Consider the following 22,419-nt stretch of genomic DNA (forward strand, 5'->3'; position numbering starts at 1 on the left):
AATGACCGAGGGCAAGGATGAGCCTTGCCCTCCTTTTAACAAGCATATTATGGTAAGATCATATATAAAACTTATACTTTGCGCCCTGCTGTTTGTAGGTCTCAACTCCTTTGCAGTTGCTCAGGTTAGCGCAGTAGTAACCATTGCTAATGAATCAAGTTCCGGAGCAGATTACTTCTTTGATATTTATATCCATGAAGCCAATGGTTCTTCTGGCGCCGTATATCTGGGAGATTCTCAATTTCGTCTCTCTTTCGATAACAGCAAATTTACCAATCCTGGAATCCATCAGGTAAGTAATCCCGGATCCTTATTCGGACAAGAAGATGGCTATAGCACATTTATTCCGACAACCACAGACGGAGGCTTCAATGATGCTATTACCCGAAACAATTATTACAATGCACTTTCTGTTGAGATTCCCAATGGGAAACCCAATATCCTTAACATCGAACTTAATGGTCCTGGGCCCGGTAATCAAACAGCTTTTGATACTCGCGTGGCGAGAATTGATGACAATCAATTCACTCACAGATTAGGTAGATACCGAATTTCAGGTTATAAAGGTTCGGGAGATCCAAGTATAACAGTTGTTACTAGTGGTAGTTTTGCTACGGCTCTACTCACTTACGCTTCTACCTCTCCATGGGGAACCTCAGTTGTAAGCCTTTCTTCAGGTGCTTTGCCGGTGGAATGGATGAGTTTTACCGCCGAAGCGACAGAGCATCAGGAAGTACAGCTGGAGTGGATCACGGGTGCTGAAATTAATAACGATAGATTTGTGATTGAGAAAAAACTCAAACATGGCGAGTTTACGGATATAGGAGCTATTCAATCCAAAGGGAATTCAACAAATCCTCAGATGTATAGTTTCTTCGATAATACCCCTATGACCAATGTGGTGTATTATCGCATCCGTCAAATTGATCTGGATGGAACCACTGATTATTCCAATACCCTTGAAGTAAAGTTCGAATGGGGAGGAGATAATCCCTATGTGGTTTTTCCAAGTCCTGCTGAGGATGAAATCACTATCGAAACTTATATCGAAGAAATGATGGATCACGAATTTTGGATTCTCGATTTGCAAGGCAAAGAAATTTCCAATGGAATGATCGAAGCTGGAAAAGCATTCCAAAAAGTTGATATCACAGAACTTTCAGAAGGTAATTATTTCATCAAAGTCCAGGGACCAAATGAAAGTATTCATCACCTGAAGTTCATGAAAAAATATTGATTAGGCATTCTTAATCAATTGGAAACAGAGGCTGTCCCATAAAGGGATGGCCTCTTTACTTTTGCCCCCCCTCAAAAGGTAATGACCATTACCTCTCAGCATTAAAAAATCACCGATAAAACAGAAGAAATTGCTATTATGACGATTTTTCGTAATTTTTATTAAATGAAATAAGGCCGCATTATCTATACTGAAATTTGCTTCTTTTCTATTTTTCCTGAACAGATTTCTTTCGAATTTATAAGCCTTTCCTTCCTGAGGCATTTACATCTTTTCTAATCAAGCTATGAAAAAACTTTACCTTAAAATTTTTCTTATTGCATTTATAGTATTTACTGGAGGCTTCAAATTAGGATTCTCTCAGGTAAGTGCTGTGATTACAATTGCTAATGAAAATATTTCAGGATCTGACTATTTCTTTGATGTTTACATTCATGAGGGAAATGCGTCCTCTGGGCCCGTTTATCTGGGAGATTCTCAGTTTCGAATTTCATTTGACAATAGCAAATTTACCAATCCCGGTTTGCACCAACTAAGCAACCCTTCTTCCTTATTTGGGCAAGAAGATGGATATGGCACCTTTGTTCCTAGCAATACGGACGGAGCATTTAATGATGCTATAACTCGGAACAACTATTACAATTCTATTTCAGTAAGTATTCCCAACGGTCGTCCAAATATTTTGAATATAGAACTCAATGGTCCAGGGCCGGGCAATCAAAATGCATTTGATACACGTGTTGCAAAAATTGATAATAATCAATTGACACATCGACTGGGAAGGTATAGAATTTCCGGTTTTAAGGGTTCCGGAGATCCCAATCTAAGCCTTGTAACTACAGGTAGCTTTTCTACAGCTTTGCTGAGCTATGGATCTAGCTCTCCCTGGAATACCTCCCTGGTAAGTATCAGCGCAGGCACCTTGCCGGTTGAATGGATGAGCTTTACAGCGACAAATACCAATAACCAGGAAGTCAAGTTGTTCTGGATTACAGCCTGGGAGATTAATAACGATCGCTTTGTGATTGAAAAGAAGTTGGAGCATGGAGATTTCACAGATATCGCAAGTTTAGCCTCTAAGGGGAATTCAAATAGTCCTCAATCCTATACATTTTATGATAATTCCCCTATGACTGAAAGAGTCTATTATCGAATTAAACAGATTGATTTGAATGGAACTGCAGATTATTCAAACACTTTGGAAGTACAGTTTGATTGGGGGAAAGATCAAGCCTACATCCTCTATCCTAGTCCGGCAGAACATAAGGTTTCCATAGAAACCTATATTCAGGAGGAAAGGGATCACGCATTTTGGGTGCTGGATTTAAGAGGAAAAGAAATGATCAATGGAAAAATCAAAAAAGGAAATTCTATAAAAAAACTAAATATTGAAGAACTTCCGGCAGGGAACTACTTCGTAAAAATTCAGGGACCAAATGATAGTATTCATTACCTGAAGTTCACAAAAAAGAATTAATTATAATTGTCAATCATTTGGTTCAGAGACTGTCTCAAAAGGCAGTCTCTTTTTATTTCAGAGGCTCACAAACGATCCATTCCCTGGTAAATAAGGCGAAATCCTCTGCTGAATGAAATATTGATGAAAAAACTTATCTGTAATTCTCCCTGAGTATAAAGAAAAAAGGAGTTGGTTAAATTGGGATTCCCCGGACAAATCCACTGATCCAGCAAGACATATGAGGCCAGGCGAAATTCGGGAACAAATCCAATCTTTTTGTCCTCAAATAAATGTCCAGGAAAATGGAAGGAACACTCCCTGATTTCCATTGATATGGGATTTTTCGGAACTAAATCAAGAAACTCTCTATCCAAAAACCACCACAAAAAGGAATTAACCTCCGGAGGAAAATGAAGCTGACTTCCTTCCAACCGAATCGGATAGCTTTTCACTTCATTGCCCCAAGCCAGACTTTTAATGGGCGAAGCCTGTGTAAAGCTTTCCTGATAATACAAAGCCCCATTCTTCTCTATAACTTCCAGCAAGAGGGTGTCTCCCGTGCTTTTATAGCTTGATGTGCAAGCCATAAACATTTCGTAACGAGAAACTTGTCCGGGTTTAGGATTGAGCAAATCCACTCTTTCCTGTTGCGGACTCACGCTAAAGTTGTTTGAGAAATTTGTACAGGCAGAGAGTAATATCCCTCCTATTACGGAGAAGTGTAGGCCTTTCATAGCATCTTGCTTGAAGATAAATTAAGATGCTTGCCTCGATGTTTCTAACACATATGAATCTAAAAGTCTTCGCTGTATTTCCCTTTAATTGCTACTACTTCTTTCCAAAGAAGAGTTTTGTGGCAGATCAGCATTGATAAGTTTAAATCCTTTTCTTCCAAAAGCATTTAAATAATAGCTCATTTCCAGCTCTCTATGGTTGTAAAACAGATATGAGTATAGGTAGTTTGGTTCGCATGAAACTACATGCTGATTAGCTAACACATATGGGCCAATCTCAAAGCGATCAATATAGCCCGTTTCATTGCCTGTAAAAATCTCATTCCCCAACATTACCAAACAGCTTTGTTGATACATAGATATAGATTCCTTTGGCTTTAAATGAAGATAATCGCTTTCATAAAACCAGAACAATTTGGATCTATTCCGCTCAGGTAGATATAGCTGATTTTTAACACTATATAAAGGATATTCAACTATCCTTCTTCCAGATACAGATTTTCTAATTGGAGAATTTTTTGTAAATGATTCTCGGAGGAATAACACGCCTTCCTTTTCCGTAATTTGAAGTTTCAAGGTATCACCTGTTAATTCGAAACTCGAAATACATCCCTCAAACCTTTCATAATAAGAAATTTGTCCAGGAATAGGATTACTTAAATCGATACGGTACCACTCAGGCGAAAGTGAATATGATTCCTCATAATTAACACAAGCGCTAATACTAAATAGGAGTATGGCAAGAAATAACAGTTTGAAGTAGTTTTTCATGTTTTCGTAGTTTTTAGAGAATAGCCTTAATTTAGTAACGCCAAAATCAAACTCCAGTTGCCTGGAGACCAAAACCAACTTATTGATAATGAGATACTTAATTATTTTTCCAGTATTAATACTCCTGCTTAGCTGCCAGGGGATAGAAAAAAAGAGTTCGCAAAATTCCCTAAAAGCTCAATTTGAGAGTGATTATGATCCTGAAGCAAAACTTAAAGAACTGGGGATAGAACTTAGCACACCCGGAGCACCTGTGGCCAATTATGTAAATGCTGTACAGACAGGAAATCTGCTTTTTCTGGCAGGAAAAGGCCCAAATAAGCCTGAGGGAGGCTATGTAACAGGAAAGGTTGGACAAGACATAACGGTGGAAGAAGGCTATGAAGCAGCCAGACTTACGGCAATCAGTCAGTTATCTGTTCTGAAAGTAGAATTGGGAAATCTGAATCGAGTGAAAAGGATAGTTAAAGTATTGGGCATGGTCAATTGTGGGCCAGATTTCGGTAATCAACCTGAAGTTATCAATGGTTTCTCTGATTTGATGGTAGAGGTTTTCGGAGAAAGAGGGAAGCATGCCCGTGCAGCGGTCGGCATGAATTCACTACCCAGGAATACCTCTGTTGAGATTGAAATGATTGTTGAAGTAGAATAGTTCTTACTTAGTTGTTTGTCTGGGTTTCTTTTCCATCTTTTTTAGAAAAAGATGGAGTCAAAAATCGCAGAGCCCAAAGCCAGCCGCACCTGCCGCCCCTTTTCCCTATGGGCTCTGCAGGGCCAGCGCACCGAATGATAGGTGTTTGGGCATTTGAGTGTTAGGGTGTTAGCGATTGTAATTTACAGGTTCCTCTTCAACTCCAACACACTAATACCCTAACACACCAACACTTTCCCTTTGCGCGACGGGGCCTCGCTGCTGCATCGGGTGCGGGGGTCGGACTAAGCGCTGGATTTGCAGCAGCTTGATTTTTTGTTTCTTTTTCATCTAAGGAAAAAGAAAACAACTATTAATGTGCCTCAGCAGGACCACCTGATCCTCTGGGAATTCTAATGCTTTCAACCATATCCTGAATTTCTTCAGATGGAGCAGGAGTCATACGGGATACTACAATTGTGATCACCAAATTGATAAGCATACCCAGGGTTCCTATCCCTTCAGGGGATATTCCGAACCACCAGTAGTCCTCTGCGCTTGCACCAGCAGGAGCTTCAAATACAAATTTGAAGTAAATGATATATATGGCAGTAAAGAGAATGCCTGATACCATACCTGCGATGGCCCCTTGTCTGTTGGTTCGTTTGTCGAATATTCCCAAAAAGATGGCTGGGAAGAAGGAAGAGGCTGCTAAGCCAAAGGCAAAAGCTACTACCTGAGCCACAAAACCCGGAGGATTTATTCCTGCTATTCCTGCAAGTATTACGGCCAGACCTGCTGCGATACGGGCATACATCAGTTCTTTCTTATCGCTAATATCCGGCATGAAAGTTTTCTTCAGCAAATCATGTGAAACAGAAGTAGATATAACCAGCAGCAGACCTGCAGCTGTGGATAAAGCTGCTGCCAATCCCCCCGCTACCACCAGGGCAATCACCCAATTGGGCAAATCGGCAATCTCGGGATTTGCCAAAACCATAATATCGCGATCCGGCGTAAACTCATTGCCTTTCCAGCCATTGGCTTCGGCCGTTGCAGCAAATTCCGGATTTTTATCATTGTAGTACTGAATGATGCCATCGCCATTTTTATCTTCCATAGTGATCAAGCCTGCATCTCTCCATTTTGGTACCCAATCCGCTACGTTTTCATAAGACTTTCCATGTACTGTATCGATCATATTTGCGCGGGCGAATGCTGCCACTGCGGGAGCGGTCGTATAAAGGATAGCAATGAATAAAAGGGCATAGCCAGCGGACATTCGGGCATCCTTGACCTTTGGAACGGTAAAAAAGCGAACTATCACATGCGGTAGCCCGGCTGTTCCCAGCATCAGAGCTGCTGTAATAAAGAATACATCAATTTTGGATTTGGTTCCAGAAGTGTATTCTTCAAAGCCCAGATCAACATTCAATTGGTTCAGTTTAGTCATCAGGGAAACGCCTTCTTCCTTAAAGTCTCCCATGAATCCGAGTTGTGGAATGGGATTTCCTGTAATCTGAATAGAGATGAAGATGGCTGGAACCAGGAAGGCGAAAATCAATACACAATACTGGGCCACCTGGGTATAGGTAATCCCTTTCATTCCCCCTAAAACCGCATAGAAAAATACTATCCCTATACCGATGAGAACTCCTAATTCAAAGGGAATTTCCAAAAAGCGGGAAAAGGCTACCCCTACCCCTTTCATCTGCCCTACGATATAGGTAAAAGAAACAAAAAGTGCGCAGATCACAGCTACCAATCGAGCCCAATTGATCCTTGCGGAGCTATCATCTCCCGCATAGCGAGAACCGATAAAATCTGGAACGGTAAATTCCCCAAATTTTCGAAGATAAGGAGCCAGTAAAAGTGCAAGAAGCACATAGCCTCCTGTCCATCCCATCAGGTAAACCCCGCCATCATATCCCATAAAGGAAATCAGACCGGCCATAGAAATGAAAGATGCTGCTGACATCCAATCAGCTGCCGTAGCCATTCCATTTGCCAGAGGAGAAACTCCTCCTGCGGCTACATAAAAATCTTTAGTAGAGCGCGCCCTCGACCAAATGGCAATGCCGATGTATAAGAGAAAAGTAAGCGCAACTATTATATAAGTCCAGACTTGCAAAGACATAATTCGAAATTCTTGAAGGTGGTAAAAGGGAAAAGACTATTCTTCGTCAACATCATATTTTTTGTCCAGGCGATTCATCAAAAACACGTAGACAAAAATCAATACAACGAATACATAAATGGAGCCCTGTTGGGCGAACCAAAAGCCCCATATACCCAATTGTTCCTTAAAGAGGATCCCCAGGCCAAAGGAAGAAACAAACCAAATGGCAAGCAGGATCAGCAGATAACGAATATTGGTCTTCCAATACTGTTTTACATCTTTCATTATAGTAGTAGTATAGGTTTAGGAAGCGCCTTAAAGCGCTCCCTCTTTTATCACATCAACAACGCTGGGATCCAACAAAGTAGAAGTATCTCCCAGATTCGAAGCAGTTCCATCTGCTATCTTTCGAAGAATCCTTCTCATAATTTTACCGGAACGCGTTTTGGGCAGTCCTGGGACCACCTGTATTTTATCCGGTTTGGCAATAGGTCCAATCTCTTGGGTTACTACCTGGCGAATTTCATTTACAATCTCTGGATTGTTTTGGGCTGCCTCAGAACAAATCACATAGGCATAAATGCCTTGACCTTTGATATCGTGGGGATAGCCCACGACTGCAGATTCGACCACATCAGCATGCTGATTGATGGCGTTTTCAACTTCCGCCGTACCCATTCTATGACCGGAAACATTGATCACATCATCAACCCTGCCGATAATCCGATAGAATCCATCGGCATCCCTCCTACATCCATCTCCTGTGAAATATTTGTCTTCAAAAGAGGAGAAATATACCATGCGGCAGCGTTCATGATCTCCATAAGTAGTTCGAATCATAGAAGGCCAGGGGAATTTGATACATAAAAGTCCTTCCACATCATTTCCTTCTATTTCTGTTCCCTCCGAATCTACCAAAACCGGCTGTATGCCCGGCAGCGGTAAAGTGGCAAAGCATGGTTTCAAAGGAGTAATTCCTGCAAGAGGAGAAATCATCATTCCCCCCGTTTCTGTTTGCCACCAGGTGTCGACAATAGGCAATCCTTTAGCTCCAATATTATCATCATACCAGTGCCAAGCTTCTTCATTAATCGGTTCTCCTACCGTTCCCAGAACTTTAAGCGCACTCAGATCATATGGAGTTACATATTCTAATCCTTTAGCTTGAAGGGCTCGAATGGCAGTTGGAGCTGTATAAAAATGACTTACCTTATGCTTCTCACAAATTTCCCAGAATCTCCCTGCATCCGGATAAGTAGGTACTCCTTCGAACATCATGCTGGTTGCACCAGCCAGGAGAGGTCCATAAACTATATAAGAATGGCCGGTGATCCAGCCAATGTCAGCTGTGCACCAATAAATATCATCTTCATCGTATTGGAATACATTTCTGAAGGAAAATTCGGCATAGACCATATAGCCTCCGCAGCTATGAACTACTCCTTTAGGCTTCCCGGTAGAACCTGAAGTATAAAGGATAAAGAGCATGTCTTCAGAATCCATGGCTTCCGCTTCACAAGTATCAGCCACTCCGACCAATTCCTCATGGATCCACTTATCTCTTCCTTCCTTCCAGGAAACCTCCGCTCCTGTTCTTTTCAAGACCAAAACCGTTTCAATGGAAGTCGTATGTTCAAGGCCTGCATCGACTACATCTTTAACAGGTATATTTTTCTTTCCTCTGTAATTGCCATCCGAACAAATCACCATCTTACAAGTGGCATCATTGATCCGATCTGCAAGAGCGGTTGCTGAGAATCCTGCAAATACAACCGAATGAATCGCCCCTACCCTCGCACAGGCCAGCACACAAATGGCCAGCTCAGGAACCATAGGCATATAAAAGCACACACGATCTCCTTTGCCGATGCCATTTTTCTTGAGGACATTGGCCATTTTGCAGACCTCGTGATAGAGTTCTTTATAGGTATAGGACCTTGCTTCTTCTGTGGGATCATTGGGTTCCCACAAGATGGCTACTTTATCCCCCCGGCTTTCCAGATGGCGATCCAGGCAATTTTCGGTGATATTTAATTTGCCTCCCAAAAACCATTTCACATCAGGCGTACGAAAATCCCATTCCAGGACTTTGTCCCATTTCTTTTTCCAACTAAAGCTCTCTGCCTCTTTTGCCCAAAATGCTTCCGGGTCTTCTACGCTTCTTTTATAAACTTCCTGATATTCAGAAAAGCTTTTAATTCTAGTAGTCATAGTTATAGTTCCTTTTCTCTCAAATTAGTATTCTTTTTTATTTTTTCAGCTCTTCCCAGTCGAGGCCTCCAAAATTCCCTGATGACATCATCAGAAGAACATCTTTCTCTACTTGGAGGCTGGAAAGCGCAGATAGCAATTCATCAGAATTTTTTACATAGATAAGGGAGTCATCTCCAAATCCCTGAACGAGATCTTCTTTGCTGATAGGCTCCATCTTGCGCTTCTCTGTCGCATGGGGATCAACAAAGACAATCTTATGATCTGCATCCTCAAGGGTATCCTTATAATGAGGCAGGAATTTTTGATTGAGGCTGCTGAAGGTATGTAATTCCACGCAGGCAACCAGCTTTCTTTCTTTGAACTTTTCTCTAACGGCATGAACGGTAGCCTGTACTTTGGCAGGAGCATGGGCAAAATCTTTGAAGATGATGCGTTTTTCCTCCTCATGCACTAGCTCCAGGCGAGAGCTGGCTCCTTTGAAGTCAGCCATAAAGTTTAGGAAATCACGGATTTCAACTCCCAATAATTGACAAACCATCCAGGCAGCCCGGACATTTTGCATATTATGTTTGCCGATTATCGAAAGGAGTTGCTTCTCCCCTTCCAGTTCAATGCTAAATCCCTCCTGGCCAATTTCATATTTTGGGGTGGTGAAGTCATAGACATACAGACTTTCGTCCTGTATATAGTCTTCAGCCATGTTCGCCAGGATTTCGTCCTCTTTATTATATATAACAGTACCTGCTTTCTGGATACAATCCAATAAGTCTTTGAACTGCTTATGGTACTTCTCTTCTGTTTCAAATACATTGATGTGATCCCAGGAAATTCCGTTGATAACTACCATATGTGGTTGGTAGAGCAAAAATTTTGGACGGGGATCTAATTTGGAAGCCAGGTATTCATCTCCTTCCAGAATGATGACAGGAGCGTCTTCGGACAATCTCACCGAATTGGTCAATCCTGGAAGAGAGGCCCCCACCAGAAAATCAAAGGCCCTTCCTGCTTTCTCCAGTACATGAATAATCATGGAAGTAACAGTGGTTTTCCCATAACTTCCTGCAATAACTATTCGGTGTTTATTGCGTGAATGTTCATAAATGAATTCAGGAAAAGAATAGGTTGCTATACCCAATTCTTTAGCACGAGCCAATTCTGGATTGTCATGATAAGCATGCATACCCAGAATTACGGCATCGATATCTTCCGATATTTTTCCCGGATGCCATCCTTCCTCTTCCGGAAGAATTCCATGTTTTTTCAATTTTGATCTGGCTGGATCGTAGATCTGGTCATCGGAGCCGCTCACGGTATGGCCCGCTTCTTTGAGCGCAATGGCCAGACTATGCATGATGCTTCCTCCAATAGCAATAAAATGAATCCTCATATTTTGTTTTCAAACCGCGGCAATGCAGGCAAATCTAATCAATATTCATCGAAAAGTCATTTGGAAAATCATAGAGTGCGTGGTTTCTTTAGGGCCACATGGCACGAATCATAATCGTATCCAATCGCTTGCCCGTAACGATCGACAGAAAAGAGGGGCAACTCATCTATTATCCCAGCGCAGGCGGCCTTGCAACCGGATTAAATTCGCTAGACAAATCCATAGATAAATTGTGGATAGGTTGGCCGGGGAAAACAGTTGAAGATGGATATGAAAGAGATACGATCAGTCTTCAGTTTCAGCAAGACGATATGTATCCGGTCTTTCTCTCTCAGAAAGACGTAGAGCTTTTTTACGAAGGCTTTAGTAATAAAACCATTTGGCCTCATTTCCATTATTTCACTCAATTTACCAGCTATGAGGAGATGTATTGGGAATCCTATGTTGAGGTCAACAAAAGATTTGCCCTGGCAGTCGAACAAAATCTCCAGGATGGAGATATGGTTTGGGTTCATGATTATCAATTGATGCTGGTTCCCGGTATGTTGAGAGAAAAATACCCTTCTCTTTCTATCGGATTTTTCCTGCATATCCCCTTCCCTTCCTATGAGATTTTCCGGACCCTGCCCTGGCGTAATGAAATCCTGACAGGAATTCTCGGTGCAGATCAGGTAGGCTTTCACACCTTCGGCTATATGCGGCATTTCCTGAGTGCGACCTATCGTATTTTGGGACATGAGCATAATTTCGGGAAAGTGGTTCTCCCCAATCGAAGTGTCAGTATTGATACTTTTCCTATGGGGATTGATTATACAAAATATGCCAGTCCAAAATTGGAAGGAGAAATATCGGAAGAGGTTCAGTTTATCAAAGACTATGGACAAAGAAGGAGATTGATCCTTTCCATAGATAGACTTGATTATTCAAAGGGCATTCCCGAGCGGATTTACAGCTATGGCCGCTTTCTGAAAAACAATCCGCAGTATCAGGGAACTGTAACTCTCATTCTGGTAGTTGTACCTTCTCGTTCCAATGTAGAAGAGTATAAGGAACTAAAAGTAGAAGTAGACAAACGGGTAGGTCATGTAAATGGAGAGTTGGGAACCTTCAATTGGATTCCTATACGATATTATTATCGCTCCTTTCCTTTTGACAGCCTTTCCGCTATGTATAAAGCTTCTCATATCGCATTGATAACTCCTTTGCGGGATGGGATGAATTTGGTGGCAAAAGAATTTATTGCCAGCAAGGAAGATTCAAAAGAGGGCGTTTTGATCCTGAGTGAAATGGCTGGGGCTTCTGAAGAATTACAAGAGGCCATTTTGGTAAACCCTAATGATACCAAGGACGTAGAAAAAGCCCTGGTTCAAGCCATGGAGATGCCCCTCGAAGAACAAAAAAATCGACTTGAGGAGATGCAAAAGAAACTCAAGCGATACGAAGTAAGACATTGGGCCAACAGTTTTATCCAACAACAAATGGAAATCAAAAAATTCCAGGAAGAAAGAAAAACCAAGCTCCTTTCTACTGAAGACAGAGAGAGGATCTTTGAAAGCTATAAACAGGCTAAAAAACGCCTATTGCTCTTAGACTATGATGGAACATTGGTCGGATTTAAGAATGATCCCAATGCTGCCTCTCCAGATGAGGAGCTATATGGAATTGTTGCCCGTCTGGTGGGAACCGAAGGAACCAAATCTGTGATTATCAGTGGTAGAGACAGACATACGCTGGGAGAATGGTTTGGTGATCAAAATATAGAAATGGTTTCCGAGCATGGCGTTTGGTTGTGGACAAATGGAAAGTGGCAACTCAATGCTGCGGTTGTAGATAATTGGAAAACCGATGTTCGTCCGGTTCTGGATAATTTGGTCGAACGTACACCTGGATCCTTTATTGAAGAAAAAGATTTCACCCTGGCCTGGCATTATCGAAAAGTAGATAATGAACTGGGGGTAAATCGGGTACGTGAAATTCGGGATGAGTTGATCTATTTCACCGCCAATCACAACCTTCAGGTACTAGAAGGAAATAAGGTAGTGGAAATCAGAAATGCTGGAGTTGATAAAGGCAAAGCAGCTGCTCTATGGCTGAATAAGCAAAAATGGGATTTTATCCTGGCCATTGGGGATGATCATACTGATGAAGATACTTTCGCAGCACTCCCACCTCACGCATATGCGATAAAGGTAGGCTTGAATAAAACGGAGGCAAAGTATAAAGTCAGTTCTGTGGAAGAAGCCCGAAAATTACTGGATGAGCTTTCGCATATCTAAACTGGTTGAGGGTCTTGCATTCTGAGCTTTCCTTTTATCCATGATCTGAAGGAAACTTCTTTTAGGGAAGCCAATTCGCTTTCCAGCTTCTGTATTTCGTCCATAAACTCCTTATCCTCCAATCGATAGCGTTTCATGCTAAGTCGGGATAATTTCTTTATCATCAGAATGAAATTCAGGTGTCGATTGTAGTGGAGTTTCGGAATAGATTTATTCCGTTTCAAATAAGCCTGGAAGGCCTGAGAGACATACCGAACAGAATCATAATCTCCTGTCTCAAAGAATATCTTCAACAGAGTAGCCCGGGCCGACACATTATAATATACGTCCGTAAACTCTACCTGCTGCAATAAGCGCATAGCTTTGGGGAATTGCTGGGTTTCATAATAATAAGTAGCCAGGTTATAGGAATGCGCATTCTCCCTTACGGCCAAATGAAGCTTACTCTTATAGTTTTCTAAAAAATCGAATACCCAATCGTATTTTTTGAGCATCAATCCCAGGGTAGTGATATTCTTATAATGCTCATGAGGAAATTCTCCATTGTCGTTATTCAGCAACTCTGCATCCAGCAAAGCTTCATACAGCTCAAAGAGTTCTTCGTAAAAATGGGTATTGGCTTTATTTACCTGCCTAATGCAATAGTTTTGAGCATAGGCATACATCACCGTTGCTTCAGATTTTTGGAAGGAAGAAGCATATTTCGAAAGTAAGGCCTTCAAATCTTCATAATGCCTGATCTCTTCCGGTTCCAGTAAATTGAGGAGAATTTTATAGTAGATCGAAATGGTAGGCACTTCCAAATAGGGATTCCCTTCTTCTTCCAACTGTGCTCGAATCTCTTCTATCAATTGCTTATTGAATTCGATATCGATTTTGGCAATGCCGCTTCGATTTAATATTTCGCAAGCATATTGAAGACTCGAACCCAAATAAAAAGTCTTTAAGGAAGTGAGGATTTCGGAGAAATTATGATGCTTGCCTCTAATCTGCCTTTGGTCGTGAAATTCTGCTTGCCTTTCCAACATCTGAAAATGACTCAGAAAAAAATCCGGGTTTTTGTTCTCTACCTTACTCAGACGTTCTTCCATACGGCGATAGACCCTTTGGAACTGTTTATCAAGATTTCTCTGTTTCAAGGCATCCAATAAATGAAGCTCCGCTTTTTCTGACTGCTCTTTCAATTGAAGTTGGGCGAGGAAGCCTTCAAACAATTTGAGGAGTTGGGAAAGTTGATCATGAATCTTTTGATCTTCGAAGTTTTCTTTTGAGCCGTAAAGCTTTTTGAAAAGGATTTCTTTGCTGATGAGTTTCGGAGGAAAATCCGGATACAAGCTCGCCAGATAATTAATCAATTTGACCAGACGCGAACTTTGATTGAAGAAAGGAGAGTTCACATACAACACAAATTTGTTGAACTCGCGCTTATTCAGACTCTTAAGCAAAACAATAATCCGATTATTTTTCATACCCTATTTTCCATTTTATCCAGAAACACCCTAAGAAAGCGTGTATAAGTTGCTGGTTTTCAGATTTCAAATTTCATATAGACAACACTTTGTATCCATTTTTGTTAAAGTTTGTTCAAAAAAGTTTTAAACAAAAAATTGATATTGTCGATTAATAAGACTGAAACCTTAAACATTCTGTATCCTCAATTATGAAACAGCTGCTAACTATACTTGTTTTTTCTTTGAGTCTGATGATAGCGGGTGCCAGGATTGCAGTTGCCGACTCATTGTATGTCAATTTCCCCCTTGATACACTTAATGTCTGTTTGAATGAACCTCTCAACCTCTCACCTAGCTATGGAGGGGGGCAGGCTCCTTACACTTTTAGTTGGAGTACGGGAGACACGGGCTCACAGGCGGACCTTATTCCTACACAGAATTTCACAACTGTTTATGTAAGAATTCTTGATCAGGCAGGAGGGACTTTTAGAGATTCAATTGTACTGAAAGGATTTCCCGAATGTGTATTCCCTGGAGATGGAAATGGGGATAGAGCGGCCAATAATTTGGATGTGCTGGCTTTGGGGCAAAGTTTTAACTCAGCTGGTGCTTTGCGTCCGGATCCCCATCTTGCATGGGTAGGACAGCCTGCTGACAAATGGCTTCAGAATCTAAATTCAGGAGTTGATTATGTCCATAGCGATACAGATGGTAATGGTACAGTTGATGCAAATGATCTAACAGCCATTGACCTCAATTATTCAGGTCCTCAAGTACTCCCGGGTTTAAGTGGGAGTAATAATGGAGTTCCTCTTTATATAGATGTGCTTTCGACCAGTTTTCAGCCTGGAGATACCATAGAAGCGGCCATTATGCTGGGGACTTCTGCTCAGCCTGTAGACTCGGTATACGGCCTGGCATTTAGTGTAGATTATTCCTCGATTTTTTTAGATGAGGAAAATCTGTGGGTTGACTTTTCTGATTCCTGGTTGGGGAATGAGGGGGTGGATATGATAGCATTGGATAAAAACTTTGCCAATCTCGGCCAGGTAGATATCGGCATCAGCAGGACCGATCAGTTGCAACTCAGTGGTTATGGTCAAATCGCTAAGATCATTGTAGTCATAGAAGATATCAGCGGAAAGAAGGAAGGAGAAACGACCATTGAATTTAGTATAGATAAAGTCTCTGCTATGTTTGCGGATGGTCATATCCTCCCGGTTGAAACCAGCGGCCTGAGTGTGGGGATTTTGTTAAGCAATGGTCCAAGTTTTGAAGAGCTGGGTTTCAATCTTTATCCCAATCCCTCAAATGGAACTTTTAGAATTGAGTGGAATGAGCCTTCTATTCAGTTAGAAAATATACAAATGTTTACCCTCTATGGTCAGGAAATCGCCCTGAGGACAAAAGCAAAAGGAAATAGTTATTCTGTCAAAAGTCAAAACACGCTCAGTTCCGGAATCTATCTCCTACGCGCAATTTCCAATGGCAAGACCATAAGTAAACGAGTTCTTATTTATTAACCCAAACCTAAAACAAACACCCGGGCAAGATTGCCTTTTTTACCTTAAACCTTAATCTAAAAACATGAAGAAGATTATTACTCCCATACTTATGGGACTAGGCTTACTTATGCTAAATGTTAGCCTTTATGCCCAAACTGCGAATGTGCAAATTATCCACAATGCGGCGGACCCAAATGCAGCAACCGTTGATATATATCTGGACGCCGGAGCGGCTCCTGCAGTCGATGATCTGAATTTCAGGGAAGCCACCAATTTCATCGCTTTACCAGCAGGAGTCTCAATCGATGTTGGAGTTGCTCCCGGAACCAGTACAGGACCCTCTGATATTTTGGCAACAATAACTCTCCCTCCTTTGACAGCAGGAGAAAACTACATTGCCATGGCAACTGGCGTCCTGGTTCCAGCTCTTTTTGATCAAACAGCAAATGGAGCAGACATTGCCTTCAAGCTTGAAATTTTAACACCGGCAAGACAGCTAGGAACAAGTACTGACGTTGACCTGGCAGTATTTCACGGTGCGACGGATGTCGATTCTGTTGATATCCTTGTTGCCAGTGCGGGTGGAGCTACTTTGATTGATGATCTTGCTTATGGCACATTTCAGGGATATGCTGCTGTAGCCCCTACAAAATACATCCTTGACATCACTCCTTACAATGATAATTCGACTGTAGTTATTTCCTACTTTGTAGACTTAAGTACCTTGGGAGGTGGAGCAGCTACTGTATTTGCATCTGGTTTTCTGAATCCCGCCAACAATCAAAATGGTCCTGGTTTTGGAGTCTTTGCTGCTTTGGCAGATGGTACCGTTTTGCCTTTAACAGCAACGGGAGATACAGCAGATGTACAGGTGATTCACAACTCTGGTGATCCTGCAGCTGATTCAGTAGATATCTATGTGGATATTCTAACTGATACCATCAAACTGGACAATGTAGCATACAGAACTGCTACAGGCTTCCTGACTTTGCCTGCTGGATATCCTATAGATATTGTCGTAGCTGCCAAAAACAGTACGAGTATCGCTGATGGTTTGGCAAGCTTCACTCCTACCCTGGTGGCAGATTCCAGAAGTTTAGCTATTGCAAGTGGTGTATTGAATCTCCCTGGCAGTTCATTCGCTGCTAACCCGGATGGCGTTGACAATGGATTTACCCTTTTGTTGACAGAAGGAAGAAATGCAAGCGCCAGTGCTACTGATCTTGATGTAACCGTAGTACATGGTTCTACTGATGCTCCTTCTGTAGGGGTAAATGCAAATGGAGGAGCCTTGCTGGACAGTGTAGCCTATCAGGATATTTCCGGATATGTCACAATCCCAGCTGCTCAATACAGAATAGATGTAACAGCAGCTAATGATCCTGCAAGTGTACTCTTTCCTTTTTACTTTGATGCAAGCGGACTTGGCGGAGGTGCTGCAGCTATCCTAGCTTCTGGATTCCTGACACCTGCGGATAATGAAGATGGAGCTGGATTTGGCCTATTTGCCGTATTGCCTGCAGGAGGGGACTTTGTAGCCCTTACTCCCGTTGGTGCCGCAAGGGCTCAGGTAATTCACAATGCTGCTGATCCGGCTGCTGACACAGTTGACATTTATGTAAATACCTTCGCAGGGATCGTCAAAGTAGATGATTTCGCTTTCAGAACTGCGACTGGATTTATAGATCTCCCTGCTGGATATCCCGTAGATATTGTAATCGCTGCTCCAACAAGTGCAGACATTACGGATGGTGTCATCGCGACCATTCCTTTGACTGCTACTGATGCTGATACGCTTCACATCATTGCAAATGGCGTACTTGATCCTTCAGGATTTGCAGCAAACCCGGAAGCTATTTCAACAGCTTTCAACCTATACGCTATTGGTGGAAGTAGAGAAGCAGCTAGAGATGCTGGAAATGTAGATCTGAGAGTATTCCACGGTGCTACTGATGCTCCTGCAGTTGATGTTGTAGCTTTCGGTTCTGGGGTAATTGTAGATAGCGCAGCTTATACAGATGCAACAGGATACCTCGAACTTCCAGCTGCTTCTTACCAGTTGAATGTAACTCCTGAAGGAGCTAACTCTACTGTTGTAGGTTCATTTATCGCTGATGCCAGCGGACTGGGTGGTGGATCTGGTATCATAGTAGCATCCGGTTTCCTTACTCCAGCTGACAATGCTGATGGCGAGGCTTTCGGTTTGCTTCTCGTACTTGCTGACGGTACGGCTATCCTCTTAGACAATGTAACTTCCAGAGACAGAGATCTGGGTCAGAATAATGCACTTTTGAAAACTTATCCTAATCCATTTAGAGGAAGTGCGACGCTTGAATATAGTGTTGATACTCCCGGAGAAGTTTCTTTCCAGATTCTGGATATGAGTGGAAAAGTGCTGAGCGAAAAAGTAATCTCGAACCAATTTGTTGGAGAACAAGAATTGAATTTGTCAGCAGAAGAACTTGGTAGTGGCATGCGTCTGATTATCATGCGCACCGAAACTTCAAGAGCTGTACAAAAGGTTTTGGTTTTAGAGTAAAGGAGTTTCGTTAATAACGAATCTTTTACCGTAATGACAGGGGCAGCTTCGGCTGTCCCTGTTTTTTTGAGGATTTACATAACCCATTTTTGGCCAATCTCCCCGATACTTTCTCAATAGAAAAAGCAGCTAATTGGAACTATAAAAACAAATAAGTATTCTTCCTTTTGATGCTTGAAAACATCATTTTTCAACTAATAGGGGCAGTTCGTAGAATCTTCTCCATTTTACGCCCTTTTGCTAATTCATCAACCAACTTATCCAAATACCTACATTGCCGATACAATTCAAATTCATCCGCTATGTCTTCAATCCGATACCCACAAACGACTCCTTTAATCAGGTGTGCGTTGGGATGTAGGTTTGCCTCTTGAAAAAATGTCCCAAAGCTTACTTTCTTTTCAATGAGAGCCTGTAATTTATCTTCATCATAACCCGTTAGCCATTCAATTACCTGGTTGAGTTCTTCTTTTGTTCTTCCATTTTTCTCCAATCTATTTACGTAATGGGGATAGATAGAAGCAAATATCATATTGGCAACTTTCTCATTTTTTTCTGCTGTAACTTTCATAGTCTATAATGATTGTAAAAAGCTCTTCTTTATTATACGCTCTTGCATATTGAATATAAGAAGATTGCCGATCAATTTAATCCTTACAGGATTCTTTCAGGGATCATTTAACCTTCCTTCGGATATCATGTCTGTAGCTGGATTGTCTATCCTATTTTATCTATTAATTTACTAAATCATGGGAATGATTCATGTTCCTGGTTTCTTCTTAACCATCTTCCCGGTTTTTTTCCGCTTAGCTCTTCATCCTTGATTACAATAGTTCCATTAACGAGCAGATGCTTGATGCCTCTGGGAAAATGATGAGGATCAGTATAGCTTGAACGATCCTCAATCTCCTCAAGATCAAAAACGACTATGTCGGATATAGCCCCCTCTTCTATCCTGCCGATATCTTTTTGCCCAATTTTCTCAGCTGCCAAAGAAGTCATGCGCCTGATCGCTTCTTCCAATGAAATAAGTTTCTTATCTCTGACATAGGTAGACAGAATTTTGGGAAATGTCCCATAACATCGAGGATGAGGATGTCCCAATCCTGGGGTAAGTAAATCCCCATCCGAATCAAACATTATTTCAGGATCGCTTATAAAATTCTCAAGATCCTCTTCAGACATCGCATGAAAAATTCCGATAAATCCTCCTTTGAGCTCAAGCTCTAGCAAAAGTTCAACACCCGTTTTGAGTGTAGGAGCCAGGCCTAAGGATTCGGCATAATCTTTCATGGTTTTACCATCAAAAGATGCATCATAGGGAAAGGCTCTAAATTGAATTTTGGAGAGGTCCTCCCCTCCTCCAGTACTGAGAAACAATTGTTCCATTCCCGATTTTATTCTTTCCAAGCTATCTGGATTCCTGACACGCCTCTTTAATCCTTCTCTCCCACCAGCCATAGCCCACTGCGGAATAAGAATGGAGGAATAAGTACTAAATGCAGTATATGGATATATATCCGCATGTATTTGGATTCCGGATTCTCTTGCTGAATCGATGAGTAATAAGGCCCGTTCAGACCATGTCCACTGATTTTGCCCGGCTGCCTTCAGGTGATTTATCTCTACAGGAATATTTGCTGCTTTGCCAAGCTGGATGGATTCGCGAATGGATTCCAGAAGCTTTGATCCTTCATTCCTCATATGGGTAAAATAAACCCCATTGTATTTGGCAGCCACTTTTGCCAGTTCGATAATTTCATCTTCAGAAGCATAATTTGCGGGAACGTATTCCAATCCGGTCGAAAGTCCAAGAGCACCTTGTTGCATACTTTGCTCCACATAATCCCTCATGCGATCCAGTTCTTCTGGGGAAGCCTGGCGATTTTCCAAACCGAGGACTTGTTTTCTAATCCAACTATGCCCGGCAAAATATCCGATATTAGGAGCGATCTCTAATTGACTGGCATAGGCTCCCAGCGGATAGGCCTGATCCCCGCTATGCAAACTTGCCATGATAGAGGTAATACCCTGTCGAATGAAATTCTCCGCCAATGGGTAGTCCTGGATGTTTACTTCTACATTGGTATGCATGTCAATGAATCCGGGCGATACGATATATCCCTTAGCATCTATCAATTCCCCTCCATTTTTCAGCTTCAATTGGCCATTTGATATTTTGACTATTCTATTTCCCACAATCCCAATATTGGCCTCATAGGAAGTTGCACCTGTACCGTCTACGATTCTTCCTCCCTGAATGACCAGGTCATAACTTTCTTGTGGGCTACAACTAAAGAAGAAAAGCAAAAAGATAATTGTCCCTGATTTCAAGGCTTTAAGCATAGGATCGCAACTGAGATTATTTGATTTTTATAAATTGTAAGTTTCTAATCCTTCTATCATGAAGAAGGAATGAGTCTGGCTTGCCATCCACTCGTTTAAATTGAAAGCCCAGGATGTTTTTACCAAATACATCAGGACTTAGCTGATCCAGAAGATATAGATCTTCTTCTCCTCTTTTGACTGATAACTGTTTTCCTTCGGCTGATATCGTATAGCTCACGCCTACTTCTTTGCTATAATAAATACCGGCATAAGGAGCTACATCATCGAGGGCTTCAAAAGGTTGGGTTCGCTGGCTGCTTAACTTTCCTAAAGGCTCATGGATTACGGGTGCATGATCCGCTTGATTAAAATCAAATTTCATATAGGAAATACTTGCATGTTGAAATTCGCCCTGGGCAATGGGAATCAGAGTAGCGCTTTGCTTTTTCCAAAATAGATGCACTTTCAGGCTATCATTCTCTACATAGGTTCTAAATCTTTTGTGAGGCTCAGTTTTACCTTCAAATAGTCCTTCATATTTTTCAAGTGTCTCCAGGCTTGGCTGATAACGTCCAAGCTCATTTGTTTCTGTTTGTTTTGAAGAGGATTGTTGAGAAGGAAGGAGCCCATCCAGGATGGCATATATGCGTTTGAGTGATCCCGTTGCTCGATAATTGGAAAGAATCAGCATACTGCTACGAAGTTCTGGAAATCGGTAGAAAGCAGCTACGAAGCCTCCCCAGGAACCTGTATGATGAACCAAACGAAAACCTTTGTACTTTTCAATAAACAGGCCTCCGGCATAGGTCGTAGTATCTCCATTATTCAATATTCCTCGCTGGTGAAGGCGATCTAATAATTGGGTTCCCCCTAGCTTGGGTTCATAAAAGTTTCTGTCCCATAATAATAGATCCTCAGTCGTAGTATATATTTGCCCATCTCCTCCAATGGCAAAGTTCCTATAATGCAGTTCCTCAATCGAACCATTAGGCAGACGGGTATAAGCTGTAGCTCCATTTTTTATGACTCTATTGGGATTTTCCAAAATGAAGGTATTCTTCATTCCCAAAGGCTCGAAGATATGCGAAGCAGCAAATTCACCGATAGACATTCCACTCGCTCGCCTGATAATAACAGCAAGCAAAAGATAGCCTCCATTATTGTACATCAAGCGTTCTCCAGCTTTGAAATTGGGTTCCGATTGCCGAGACATGATATCTAATCCCATGTCTTCTGTGAACGTATTACTAAAGGGAGTGCCTGCGTAGGCCATGATTTCTACATAATCCCTCAGCCCACTCGTATGATTGATGAGATGTCTTATTCGTACACTGTCTCCATCATAAACGGGCATTTCCGGCAGGAATTTCTGGATGGGATCCTCGATGGATAATTTCCCTTGCTGCTCCAAAAGGAAAATACAACTAGCTGTAAATTGTTTGGAAATGGAGCCTATATCGAATACCGTTTTTGCTTGTATAGGAATTTCAAAGTCCAGGTTGGCCATTCCATAGCTTTTGCTAAAACTGATCTCTCCATCTTTATAAATTGCTACAATAGCTCCAGGGCTTTCGGAAAACTCCCCATAGTGTTCATCAACAATTGCTTCTAATTGGGGAAAGCAATTTAAGGTGGAACATAAAAAGAAAAGGAGGAATGGCAATCTATACATAAGGCTCCAGAATAAATGCTTTGTTTAACCCTCAAAGCTCGTCTTTTTATTTCAGTAGTGTTACAAATACGGGATTTTTTTTCAGATAAAGATTGG

At 41.7% G+C, this 22,419-nt stretch carries 16 protein-coding genes; 6 read left to right on the plus strand and 10 right to left on the minus strand.

Annotated features, from left to right (window positions below; genetic code table 11):
• The first annotated feature begins 49 nt into the window (after window positions 1–49).
• Entirely contained in the window at window positions 50–1,237 is a 1,188-nt protein-coding gene (locus R8P61_11085; protein ID MDW3647601.1) for a T9SS type A sorting domain-containing protein, read from the plus strand.
• Between the two features lie 286 nt (window positions 1,238–1,523).
• Window positions 1,524–2,714: a T9SS type A sorting domain-containing protein gene (locus R8P61_11090; GenBank protein MDW3647602.1), complete on the plus strand. Its 1,191-nt coding sequence runs from the start codon at window positions 1,524–1,526 to the stop codon at window positions 2,712–2,714.
• Window positions 2,715–2,779: 65 nt separating this feature from the next.
• On the opposite strand, the gene R8P61_11095 is transcribed toward R8P61_11090, so the two are convergent.
• The gene (locus R8P61_11095) at window positions 2,780–3,430 is read right to left on the minus strand and encodes a hypothetical protein (GenBank protein MDW3647603.1); all 651 of its coding nucleotides are present in this window, start codon (window positions 3,428–3,430) and stop codon (window positions 2,780–2,782) included.
• A gap of 84 nt (window positions 3,431–3,514) precedes the next feature.
• Window positions 3,515–4,201, minus strand: a complete 687-nt coding sequence (locus tag R8P61_11100; protein MDW3647604.1) for a hypothetical protein — start codon at window positions 4,199–4,201, stop codon at window positions 3,515–3,517.
• An 88-nt stretch (window positions 4,202–4,289) separates the two neighbouring features.
• On the opposite strand from R8P61_11100, the gene R8P61_11105 reads away from it, so the two are divergent.
• On the plus strand, window positions 4,290–4,853 hold the full coding sequence (locus tag R8P61_11105) for a RidA family protein (protein ID MDW3647605.1): 564 nt from the start codon (window positions 4,290–4,292) through the stop codon (window positions 4,851–4,853).
• A gap of 352 nt (window positions 4,854–5,205) precedes the next feature.
• On the opposite strand, the gene R8P61_11110 is transcribed toward R8P61_11105, so the two are convergent.
• Genes R8P61_11110 through R8P61_11125 form a run of 4 tightly spaced genes read right to left on the minus strand, consistent with a single transcriptional unit; the run spans window position 5,206 to window position 10,552 of the window.
• A complete protein-coding gene (locus tag R8P61_11110) occupies window positions 5,206–6,969 on the minus strand; it encodes a sodium:solute symporter family protein (GenBank protein ID MDW3647606.1) in 1,764 nt (587 codons plus the stop codon).
• A 36-nt stretch (window positions 6,970–7,005) separates the two neighbouring features.
• The gene (locus tag R8P61_11115; GenBank protein MDW3647607.1) at window positions 7,006–7,236 is read right to left on the minus strand and encodes a DUF4212 domain-containing protein; all 231 of its coding nucleotides are present in this window, start codon (window positions 7,234–7,236) and stop codon (window positions 7,006–7,008) included.
• A gap of 30 nt (window positions 7,237–7,266) precedes the next feature.
• Entirely contained in the window at window positions 7,267–9,162 is a 1,896-nt protein-coding gene (acs, locus tag R8P61_11120) for an acetate--CoA ligase (protein MDW3647608.1), read from the minus strand.
• 37 nt (window positions 9,163–9,199) lie between these two features.
• Window positions 9,200–10,552 (minus strand): Mur ligase family protein, encoded by a 1,353-nt coding sequence (locus R8P61_11125; protein ID MDW3647609.1) that lies wholly within the window; start codon window positions 10,550–10,552, stop codon window positions 9,200–9,202.
• Between the two features lie 98 nt (window positions 10,553–10,650).
• Between R8P61_11125 and R8P61_11130 the strand changes: the two genes are divergently transcribed.
• On the plus strand, window positions 10,651–12,828 hold the full coding sequence (locus R8P61_11130; protein MDW3647610.1) for a bifunctional alpha,alpha-trehalose-phosphate synthase (UDP-forming)/trehalose-phosphatase: 2,178 nt from the start codon (window positions 10,651–10,653) through the stop codon (window positions 12,826–12,828).
• Here R8P61_11130 and R8P61_11135 read toward each other — a convergent pair.
• Window positions 12,825–14,297: a hypothetical protein gene (locus R8P61_11135; GenBank protein ID MDW3647611.1), complete on the minus strand. Its 1,473-nt coding sequence runs from the start codon at window positions 14,295–14,297 to the stop codon at window positions 12,825–12,827. The genes R8P61_11130 and R8P61_11135 overlap by 4 nt on opposite strands.
• A gap of 191 nt (window positions 14,298–14,488) precedes the next feature.
• Here R8P61_11135 and R8P61_11140 point away from each other — a divergent pair, with 191 nt between their 5' ends.
• Together R8P61_11140 and R8P61_11145 are read left to right on the plus strand one after the other, a co-directional pair.
• Entirely contained in the window at window positions 14,489–15,802 is a 1,314-nt protein-coding gene (locus tag R8P61_11140) for a T9SS type A sorting domain-containing protein (GenBank protein MDW3647612.1), read from the plus strand.
• A 64-nt stretch (window positions 15,803–15,866) separates the two neighbouring features.
• Window positions 15,867–18,323 (plus strand): DUF4397 domain-containing protein, encoded by a 2,457-nt coding sequence (locus R8P61_11145; protein MDW3647613.1) that lies wholly within the window; start codon window positions 15,867–15,869, stop codon window positions 18,321–18,323.
• Window positions 18,324–18,513: 190 nt separating this feature from the next.
• On the opposite strand, the gene R8P61_11150 is transcribed toward R8P61_11145, so the two are convergent.
• The 3 genes from R8P61_11150 to R8P61_11160 all read right to left on the minus strand — a co-directional run bounded on the left by R8P61_11150 (window position 18,514) and on the right by R8P61_11160 (window position 22,323).
• Window positions 18,514–18,894 carry a DUF2200 domain-containing protein gene (locus tag R8P61_11150; protein ID MDW3647614.1) on the minus strand — a complete coding sequence of 127 codons (381 nt, stop codon included), beginning with the start codon at window positions 18,892–18,894 and terminating at the stop codon, window positions 18,514–18,516.
• 176 nt (window positions 18,895–19,070) lie between these two features.
• Window positions 19,071–20,669: a D-aminoacylase gene (locus R8P61_11155; GenBank protein MDW3647615.1), complete on the minus strand. Its 1,599-nt coding sequence runs from the start codon at window positions 20,667–20,669 to the stop codon at window positions 19,071–19,073.
• 16 nt (window positions 20,670–20,685) lie between these two features.
• The gene (locus R8P61_11160) at window positions 20,686–22,323 is read right to left on the minus strand and encodes a serine hydrolase domain-containing protein (protein MDW3647616.1); all 1,638 of its coding nucleotides are present in this window, start codon (window positions 22,321–22,323) and stop codon (window positions 20,686–20,688) included.
• Between the last annotated feature and the right edge of the window lie 96 nt (window positions 22,324–22,419).

Source organism: Bacteroidia bacterium (assembly GCA_033391075.1).
In the GTDB taxonomy this organism is placed as follows: Bacteria; Bacteroidota; Bacteroidia; order J057; family J057; genus JAWPMV01.

Coding starts and splice junctions, on each gene's coding strand:
- R8P61_11145 (MDW3647613.1), top strand. CDS start 15,867: ATGAAGAAGATTATTACTCCCATACTTATGGGACTAGGCTTACTTATG.
- R8P61_11150 (MDW3647614.1), bottom strand. CDS start 18,894: ATGAAAGTTACAGCAGAAAAAAATGAGAAAGTTGCCAATATGATATTT.
- R8P61_11160 (MDW3647616.1), bottom strand. CDS start 22,323: ATGTATAGATTGCCATTCCTCCTTTTCTTTTTATGTTCCACCTTAAAT.
- R8P61_11090 (MDW3647602.1), top strand. CDS start 1,524: ATGAAAAAACTTTACCTTAAAATTTTTCTTATTGCATTTATAGTATTT.
- R8P61_11105 (MDW3647605.1), top strand. CDS start 4,290: ATGAGATACTTAATTATTTTTCCAGTATTAATACTCCTGCTTAGCTGC.
- R8P61_11135 (MDW3647611.1), bottom strand. CDS start 14,297: ATGAAAAATAATCGGATTATTGTTTTGCTTAAGAGTCTGAATAAGCGC.
- R8P61_11125 (MDW3647609.1), bottom strand. CDS start 10,552: ATGAGGATTCATTTTATTGCTATTGGAGGAAGCATCATGCATAGTCTG.
- acs (MDW3647608.1), bottom strand. CDS start 9,162: ATGACTACTAGAATTAAAAGCTTTTCTGAATATCAGGAAGTTTATAAA.
- R8P61_11095 (MDW3647603.1), bottom strand. CDS start 3,430: ATGAAAGGCCTACACTTCTCCGTAATAGGAGGGATATTACTCTCTGCC.
- R8P61_11155 (MDW3647615.1), bottom strand. CDS start 20,669: ATGCTTAAAGCCTTGAAATCAGGGACAATTATCTTTTTGCTTTTCTTC.
- R8P61_11115 (MDW3647607.1), bottom strand. CDS start 7,236: ATGAAAGATGTAAAACAGTATTGGAAGACCAATATTCGTTATCTGCTG.
- R8P61_11110 (MDW3647606.1), bottom strand. CDS start 6,969: ATGTCTTTGCAAGTCTGGACTTATATAATAGTTGCGCTTACTTTTCTC.
- R8P61_11100 (MDW3647604.1), bottom strand. CDS start 4,201: ATGAAAAACTACTTCAAACTGTTATTTCTTGCCATACTCCTATTTAGT.
- R8P61_11140 (MDW3647612.1), top strand. CDS start 14,489: ATGAAACAGCTGCTAACTATACTTGTTTTTTCTTTGAGTCTGATGATA.
- R8P61_11085 (MDW3647601.1), top strand. CDS start 50: ATGGTAAGATCATATATAAAACTTATACTTTGCGCCCTGCTGTTTGTA.
- R8P61_11130 (MDW3647610.1), top strand. CDS start 10,651: ATGGCACGAATCATAATCGTATCCAATCGCTTGCCCGTAACGATCGAC.